Source organism: Peribacillus sp. YIM B13472 (genome assembly GCF_042788005.1).
Lineage (GTDB): Bacteria > Bacillota > Bacilli > Bacillales > DSM-1321 > Peribacillus > Peribacillus simplex_E.
In genome coordinates, this window is record NZ_JBHZPG010000047.1 from 26,356 (window position 1) to 34,558 (window position 8,203).

An 8,203-nucleotide genomic window follows, 5' to 3' on the forward strand; every position below is an offset into this window, starting at 1 on the left:
TACGCCGAAAAAAAAGACACTTCATGTGTCGATTTCTTATTGGCGTGAATATTCACACATGTTCCCTTAAAGACGCTGACGAGGTTAGCTGTCGGGTTAGGAATTGGAAACACAAAGCCCTTTCATTTCTGAATTCACCCCTAGCGGATAATATCCACAAAAATGGGTCCCCCGTTCTTGGAATAAGATTAAGCGAGTTAACTTATAATAAAATATTATACTAAAAATGATAATCTGTAAATATTTATTCGCATCCGTACTTGAAAAAATCTTTAAATATGTCTGAATATTCTGTATTAATGGCTATTGTATCTATTATTACTCTTCCCGATTTTTAATCACATAAAGTTATATTGATATAATTACTAAATAATTTGACATCACCTCTCTTGTTGAAGGAACAGTTATTTTTCCAAAATGCCAAGTAACAGATATCTTACTTTTTCCCTAGAGGTGAATTTTTTATAAGTTGCAACTTTCACTTTTTCAAATTGAATCGGAGTAATAAAATTAGAATGGTTCTTCGCTGCCACATTCGGCTTCATCAGGATGACGTCACCTACTGACGGTCCCTTTATGATTTCTTGCTTTCCTTCTGCTTTAAGCCCTTTTGTAATATAATGTTTATCCACATATCCTTTTTTAGTCAATTTGTAAATATAAGGCTGTTTTTGGTAATGTACCGCCTCTATAGGAACGGAGGGTACACCTGCTTTCTCATTGGTTATTACTGTAAGATCCACTTTGGATCCCACCAACAAAGGTTCCGTTTCTTCGCCTTCCGGCTCGATTAAAGCCTGAAATGGAAATCTGTTATCTTTTTTTAACGACGGCTCTTCAGCTGGATAGGAATGGATACGGCCTATCGTTCCTTTCAATGCCTTTTTTGAATCAGAGGAACTTGCTTTTATAGTCATGCCCACTTCAGCCTTTTTCATTTCCTCTTCGGAGAATTCCCCTTCAATTGCCATATTTGTTGAAACAATGGATATGATGGGATTATTCAGGTTTTTATTGATATTTTTAACTACACCATCAGCCTCGCTCGTCGTCACGATCGCATTGGACTGCTCCTCAATTGAACTTAATTTAGCATCAAGCATTTTCACTTTTTCATTCAAACTGTTTCTTTCCAGTTCCTGCTTGTACATTTCTTGCTCAATGTTACTTTTAATAAGATCCGTCGAGCTTGTTTTTAAATCAATACTCAAGTTTTTTTCCACCGATTCATCAATGGCCGCTTTTCCAGAATCACTGGCCAGGGTCCCTTGATAAGACCTCAACTTGCCTATGTATTCTTCAATCCCTGCAATTTCTCCCTCTGCTGCCGTTTTCTCCGCTTCTAAATCCGCTTTTAGCGCATCAAGTTCGGTCGTCGTATACTCAAACAACGAGGAGCCAGCCGTAATCGCATCGCCTTCATTTACAAGGAATTTCTTAAAATCATTTTTCTTGGTATCGAAATAGATATCAAACTCTTCTACAGGTTTAATTACCCCATTTGTTTGAATAGTATCCGTAATTGTATCTTTTTTTACCTTTGTCCAGGTTTCAACGAAAACAGTTCGTTCCACTTTGCTTTCATTTTTTTCAAGAAGGTATATGTTAACGGTTATTAAGACTATCGACGCAATCGAGACCGCTGCTATTTTCCATTTTCCGCTCATTCTTTTCACCCGCCTTATACAAATACGCCTACTTGGATGTATGCTAAAAAGGCTTTAACAAACCATGTGGCCAGATAGAATAGAACAATCATTAAAAGGACCAAATAATTATTTCGTTCTGAAAATTGCTTTAAATAAAAATATTGCAGAGCAATAATAAGAAATTGAAAAATGGTGATTTCGCTGAAAAAGTGAATGAAATAATCACTTCTGAGAAAATACTGACTGATGATCCCCAATGAAAAAGGATTGGCATCGCTGCCTATATCCATTAAAACGAATAGAGGAATCAGTAATATTTTTTCCAACAATTGCAAGCCAAAAAGAATCATTTGAACGATGACCAATTTTATATATGGGATATCAGTAACGATCCAAAAGAATAGAGCTGCTAAAAATATGTATATGGAAGGGTCGAGAATGCCTGTTATTATACTGCCGCTCAAAATCAGCAACTTTGCTGCTTCGAATTCATTGGCACTCATCGTCGTGATTTCTTTGGAAAATGATTCTGAACCAATGCCAAAATATCCCCCAATGGCGAATAATATAAGACTAAGAAAATATAAAAATAGTAACTTCAATCCAAGCTTTGTGACTGCCTCTGCATTTTGCAGCTGATAACGACTCCGATAAGGCTCTAAAATGCCCTTTAACAATCTGACCTGGTACACCATATGTGGTCCTCCTGCAAAAAATGATATTTCATCATATATTTTATCTTATTTTGGAAACAATTGCAGAAATAAGGGATGAATATACAAAAAAAACACATAAGCCTTCCCTTCAAATATTATCGCCACACTAATTTTGTGTTAATGCTGACAATTGAAAGAATGTCTTCTTCCCTCCCTTATACTTTTCTAACCCCCGCTTTTGAAACTCATTAACAAATGAAAAAAGAGGCTATACGCCCCTTTCGTTAACCCCTTCATATATTCAACAAATAATCCTTCATCATTAAGATAAGTTTTGAACTCAGGGGACTTCTTTTATCATTTTTTTCCAAAAATAACAAAAGGCTTTCCAAGATGATGGGGCTTGGCCTAACTTTTGAAAACTCTTCCTGAATCGCCTTTAAAGCTTCCGTATTCTTATTTGTTTCCATTCCCTCTTCCTTACGTGTTTCCACTTCCAGCATCCTGACGATGATCGAATGGATTTCCTCTTTTGGGCTCATATCCCGCATCGAGCATTCTGGTAGGGGAAATTGTTTCAATAATGGATCTTCCTTGTTCTGCAGGCTTGCGATGATGGAATCCATCCGGTTCAATATGAAGCTAGGTAACAATTCCACATTGAAAGCATTTTGTTTCCTGATCAATATTCCGATATATCCTTTGAAAAGGGAATCTAAAATTATGGTGCAATCCGGCAAAAAATCAGCAGAAAGTCCCGGGTATAACTCAATGATTTTACGCTTGAACCAAATCAAGCCCTCTTCATGGATATAATGTAAAAATCTATCTAGTTCTTTGCTGATATGAACCATTTGTTCCTGCATCATCATTTGAATCAAGTTGGTATTTCCCGTCATATGCTCAATGTGGACAGTGATCTGCCTCATGAATTTGTCTTTACTGGACAATGAAGCATCCAGTTCAAGATCAAGCAATGAGTCCGTTAACGCTTCATAATAAAATTTAAAAATGGAGACCAGTAATTCTTCCTTCGATTTAAAATGATTATAAAAAGACCCCTTTGCTATCCCACATTTTTCAGCTATTTCCTGAACGGAAGTGGCATGATAGCCTTTCTCCGCGAAAAGCTCTACAGACTTATCTATGATCATCTTATTTTTTTCTTTCATCAAATTCATCCTATCTCTTAAAATTATCCGTTGGTGACCAATGGGTCACTCCTTCCAAAATGTATCCTAAAACCCTTGAAATCACAACGTTAACACTACCGAATATTATCTGTTGCAATCATAATCCATATACTATATATTTGAGCTTGTGACCGACTAGTCACAATTTTATGTATGGAGGGTACAAGCTTGAATTCAATTATTAAATTTTCATTAAAGAATAAATTGGCAATCTGGTTGCTTACGATCATCATCGTTGCAGCTGGTTTATACTCCGGTTTAAACATGAAACAAGAAACCATTCCAAGCATCTCGACTCCTTTAATAAGCATCTCCACTGTATATCCTGGAGCTGCACCTGAAGAAGTAGCAGATAAGCTCACAGAACAGATAGAGCAGAAAGTAACAAATTTGCCAGGAGTCGAATTAGTCAGTTCATCGTCCATGGCTAATGCCTCTTCCGTCCAATTACAATATGATTATGATACGGATATGGACGACGCTGTAAAAGAAGTGAAAGAAGCTTTAGAGAAATTAGAACTTCCTGAGGGAGTGGATGACCCAAGCGTATCAAAATTAGAATTAAACGCTTTTCCTGTCGTCGCACTCAGTGTAACAGATAAGGGTTCTGATTTACCAGCTCTTACAAAAAACGTTGAAGAGGTGTTAGTGCCTAAACTTGAAGGAATTGACGGCGTAACATCCGTATCAATTTCCGGACAACAAGTAAATGAAGGAAGCCTTGTATTCGACGAGGAAAAAATGGCCCAATACGGTCTCGATGAAGATACCGTAAAGAAGGTTATCCAGGCCGCAAATGTCAACATGCCTCTTGGCATATATAACTTTGATGATAAAGAAAAAACGATCGTTGTGGATGGAAACATCTCCACATTAAAAGACCTGAAAAATATAAAGATACCTTTAACCGGCGGCTCTCAAACAGGAACGCCAGCACAAAACGGACCGGAAACCAATCAATCTCCTGAAATAACAACAGGTCCCGCCCAACTGCAAAACGTCAAATTATCAGATATTGCCGATATTAAAATCACCGGTAAGGCTGAATCGATTTCAAGAACAAACGGTAGCGAATCGATTGGGATTCAGGTTACAAGATCGCCTGATGCCGATACGGTTGCAATCGTAGACGAAGTAAATGAAGAAGTGACGAATTTCAAAGAAGATTTTAAAGGCGTAAGTGTACACACTACGCTTGATCAAGCCCAACCGATTAAAGATTCTGTTGAAACCATGATCAGCAAGGCACTCTTCGGCTGTCTGTTTGCCGTCATAGTAATCATGCTGTTCCTTAGGAACTTTAAAACGACTCTCATTTCCGTCATTTCGATTCCATTATCCCTGCTAGCAGCCCTTTTGGTGCTTAAACAAATGGATATTTCATTGAATGTCATGACACTGGGGGCCATGACAGTTGCCATTGGCCGAGTTGTCGATGACTCCATTGTCGTCATTGAAAATATTTATAGGAGAATGGCTTTAAAAGGCGAACAATTAAAAGGCGGCGATTTAATACGATCAGCCACTAAGGAAATGTTCATCCCTATCCTTTCATCGACAATCGTTACTGTAGCCGTATACCTGCCTTTAGCAAGCGTTACAGGACCTGTCGGGGAACTATTCATGCCATTCGCCTTAACAATGGTGTTTGCATTAGTCGCTTCATTAATAATTGCCATCACACTTGTTCCGGCAATGGCAGACTCTTTATTTAAAAAGGGACTATCTAAAAAAGAATTAAAATCACATGAAGAAAAACCAAGCAAACTATCTGCATTCTACCGTAAAGCATTGGATTGGTCGTTAAACCATAAGTTGATCACTTTCGGTACAGCCATTGTATTATTGGTTGGCAGCTTATTCTTAATCCCAAGCATCGGTGTCAGCTTCATGCCTGCAGATGAAGAAAAAACGATTATCGTCACTTACACTCCCGCACCTGGAGAGTTAAAAGAGGATATTGTAAAACAAACAGAAAAAGTAGAAAAATACTTCATGGATAAAGACGATGTGGAGACCGTTCAATACACACTTGGCGAAAGCATGATGGGCGGCATGATGGGCGGCTCGAGTAACTCGGCTCTCTTCTATGTACTCTATGATAAAGACACAGAAAATTTCGGGGACAAAAAAGAAACGGTCATAAAGGATTTAACTGAACTTGATGCACCTGGAACTTGGAAACAACAAGAATTCACGTCAACATCAAGCAACGAAACCACTCTATTTGTATACGGAAATACACAAAAAGACATTGAACCGGTAATTGACGATATTCAAAATATCATGAAGAAAAATAAAGATTTAAAAGATGTTGATACAAGTCTTTCCGATGCTTATGAGCAATATACACTAGTTACAGACCAGGAAAAGCTAAGCGATCTTGGACTGACAGCTGCACAAATTGGTATGTCTATTGCCAATACGAATAAAGATGATGCTATAACTACGATTAAGAAAGATGGAGAAGAAGTCAAAGTATATGTCGAGACAGAAGAAACGACATTCGAAGACAAAAAAGATCTTGAGAATACGAAAATTTCTTCTCCAATGGGAATGGAAATCCCATTGAAAGAGCTTGTGAAAATTGAAGAAGGCAAAGCTTCCGATACAATCAGCCGCCGCGATGGAAAAATTTATGCCGACGTGTCTGCAACAATCAAAACGGATGATGTGGCAGCAGTAACAGCTGAGGTACAAAAGGAAGTTGATAAATTAGACCTTCCACAAAGCGTCTCTATAGACTATGGCGGAGTGACGGAAGATATCCAGGATTCATTCACTCAACTTGGTATCGCTATGTTAGCGGCCGTTGCTATCGTATACTTTGTCCTAGTCGTTACTTTCCATGGTGGTTTAGCACCAATAGCCATTCTCTTCTCCTTACCATTTACGGTAATCGGGGCATTGGCAGGGCTATTCGTTGCAGGTGAGACCATCAGCGTATCAGCAATGATGGGTGTCCTAATGCTTATTGGTATCGTCGTAACCAATGCCATCGTATTAGTGGACCGTGTTATCAAGAATGAAGAATCCGGGCTATCTACCAGGGAAGCTTTACTCGAGGCAGGATCGACCCGCCTGCGTCCAATCCTGATGACTGCCCTTGCCACAATCGGTGCTTTAATACCTCTGGCAATCGGTGCGGAAGGCAGTGGATTAATATCACAAGGTTTGGGAATTACCGTTATCGGCGGACTTGTGAGTTCTACATTGCTAACACTTGTAATAGTGCCGGTAGTATATGAAGTTATAATGAAAATAGGAAAAAAGAAGAAAAAAACAGTTAAGTAACAAAGAAAGAGGGGATTCCTTATATTAGGAATCCCCTCTTTCTTTATTCAACAATTGATCAATATGTTCTTAACATATTAGCCCTTCATACTCCGGCCCCTTTTGGCCGAACTATATTCCTTCTTCTTTTAACCTTCCCCGTCTCATAAGACAAAACGTCCTATTCGTCATTTCCAAGGAAATTTGTTTGTTTTAAAACCTTATTTTTTAAAAGAAGGGAAAGAACCCGCTTTCCCTTTTAATTTCTATAGATTAGTGTTTGGTGAAAGTTTGATCTATCGCATCTGCCAGATCCAGCGATTCTTCTTTTAGATAACGCTTCGTTACGTTTAAATCTTTATGACCGGCAAGCTTTGATATCGTTTGTATATCTATTCCATTATCCACTAACCTTTGGCAAAAGGTATGTCGCAGTTTATGTGGATGCACATTGTATTTTTTTAATATATATTGAACTGACCTCGGAGTGATCCTTTGATTATAGCTTGAGATGAATAACGGATCCGCTTTTTCTTTTAAAGAATAAAGATAATTTTTTACATGTTGTATAGCCGATGGTGTAAGGGGAACGGATCTATCGACTTCACCTTTTGCGTTCCTGACAAGTATATAATTTCGCTCTGTTTCCATAATGACGTCACGGCCATTTAAGTCACATAATTCAGAAACACGAATTCCAGTATGTAACAAAAGGTAGACGATGGCAATGTTCCTTAGATTTCCTTCTGCTTCTATATCCCTTAACAGGATCTGCTGCTCATTGATGCTTAAAGTTTCAGGTACCTCGAGCTTGTGCTCCTTAACCTTACGTTCCACTGAAAGCATTACTTGCGGTTTGCCTAAAAATTTAAAGAAGACATTTAGGGCGATATAGTGCTTTTCGATTGTCCCCGGGCTTTTCTTGCAATTTTCTAAATAATCAAGATAGCCCTGAACATCTTCAGAATGAATCTCCATCAATATTTTTTGTGTCTGGTCACAAAACTGTGAAAGGACACCAGTATACGTTTTGATCGTATTAGCTGATTTGCCTTGGTCTCTCAACCATTCAGCAAACGAAAAAATCATTTCATCTTTAGCAGAGGTATCCATCGGCTATTCCCCCAATGACAGTTTCAGAACTACGTTAAGTTTAACATATATCCCTACAGAAACGAAGAATTCTGTCCCTTTGTCTTAAACAGATATGGATAATGCAGATAGCTGTAGAAATTCAGATGCATTTATAGTATGTCCAACCATTTATGCGGCATTATAACTTTCTTTATGGTCCTTTTAAGTCACCACTTTTTTTAACTGGTTTAAATAAAAAGATACTGAAGGAATATCAGCCTCAAAAAAAGACCAGCCGGATGGCTGATCTTTTTAAATGGCTTGGCGGCGTCCTACTCTCACAGGGGGAAACCCCCAA

General features: G+C 38.3%; 5 protein-coding genes and 1 riboswitch. Of the genes, 1 reads left to right on the forward strand and 4 read right to left on the reverse strand.

Annotated elements, in window-relative coordinates:
• Positions 1-58: 58 nt before the first annotated feature.
• Positions 59-205, reverse strand: a riboswitch (cyclic di-AMP (ydaO/yuaA leader).
• Between the two features lie 199 nt (positions 206-404).
• From ACFX4I_RS24090 to ACFX4I_RS24100, 3 genes are all read right to left on the reverse strand, one after another.
• Positions 405-1,667 (reverse strand): efflux RND transporter periplasmic adaptor subunit, encoded by a 1,263-nt coding sequence (locus tag ACFX4I_RS24090; RefSeq protein ID WP_377423564.1) that lies wholly within the window; start codon positions 1,665-1,667, stop codon positions 405-407.
• 14 nt (positions 1,668-1,681) lie between these two features.
• On the reverse strand, positions 1,682-2,344 hold the full coding sequence (locus ACFX4I_RS24095; RefSeq protein WP_377423567.1) for a hypothetical protein: 663 nt from the start codon (positions 2,342-2,344) through the stop codon (positions 1,682-1,684).
• A gap of 254 nt (positions 2,345-2,598) precedes the next feature.
• Entirely contained in the window at positions 2,599-3,477 is an 879-nt protein-coding gene (locus ACFX4I_RS24100; RefSeq protein WP_377423568.1) for a TetR/AcrR family transcriptional regulator, read from the reverse strand.
• 189 nt (positions 3,478-3,666) lie between these two features.
• On the opposite strand from ACFX4I_RS24100, the gene ACFX4I_RS24105 reads away from it, so the two are divergent.
• Complete coding sequence (locus tag ACFX4I_RS24105) at positions 3,667-6,792, forward strand: efflux RND transporter permease subunit (RefSeq protein WP_377423570.1); 3,126 nt, start codon at positions 3,667-3,669, stop codon at positions 6,790-6,792.
• Between the two features lie 252 nt (positions 6,793-7,044).
• On the opposite strand, the gene ACFX4I_RS24110 is transcribed toward ACFX4I_RS24105, so the two are convergent.
• Positions 7,045-7,884 carry a tyrosine-type recombinase/integrase gene (locus ACFX4I_RS24110; RefSeq protein WP_230302713.1) on the reverse strand — a complete coding sequence of 280 codons (840 nt, stop codon included), beginning with the start codon at positions 7,882-7,884 and terminating at the stop codon, positions 7,045-7,047.
• Positions 7,885-8,203 lie beyond the last annotated feature (319 nt).

Excerpts from the sequence above, each read along its gene's own strand:
- ACFX4I_RS24095 (WP_377423567.1), bottom strand. The coding sequence starts at position 2,344 with ATGGTGTACCAGGTCAGATTGTTAAAGGGCATTTTAGAGCCTTATCGG.
- ACFX4I_RS24100 (WP_377423568.1), bottom strand. The coding sequence starts at position 3,477 with ATGAAAGAAAAAAATAAGATGATCATAGATAAGTCTGTAGAGCTTTTC.
- ACFX4I_RS24090 (WP_377423564.1), bottom strand. The coding sequence starts at position 1,667 with ATGAGCGGAAAATGGAAAATAGCAGCGGTCTCGATTGCGTCGATAGTC.
- ACFX4I_RS24110 (WP_230302713.1), bottom strand. The coding sequence starts at position 7,884 with ATGGATACCTCTGCTAAAGATGAAATGATTTTTTCGTTTGCTGAATGG.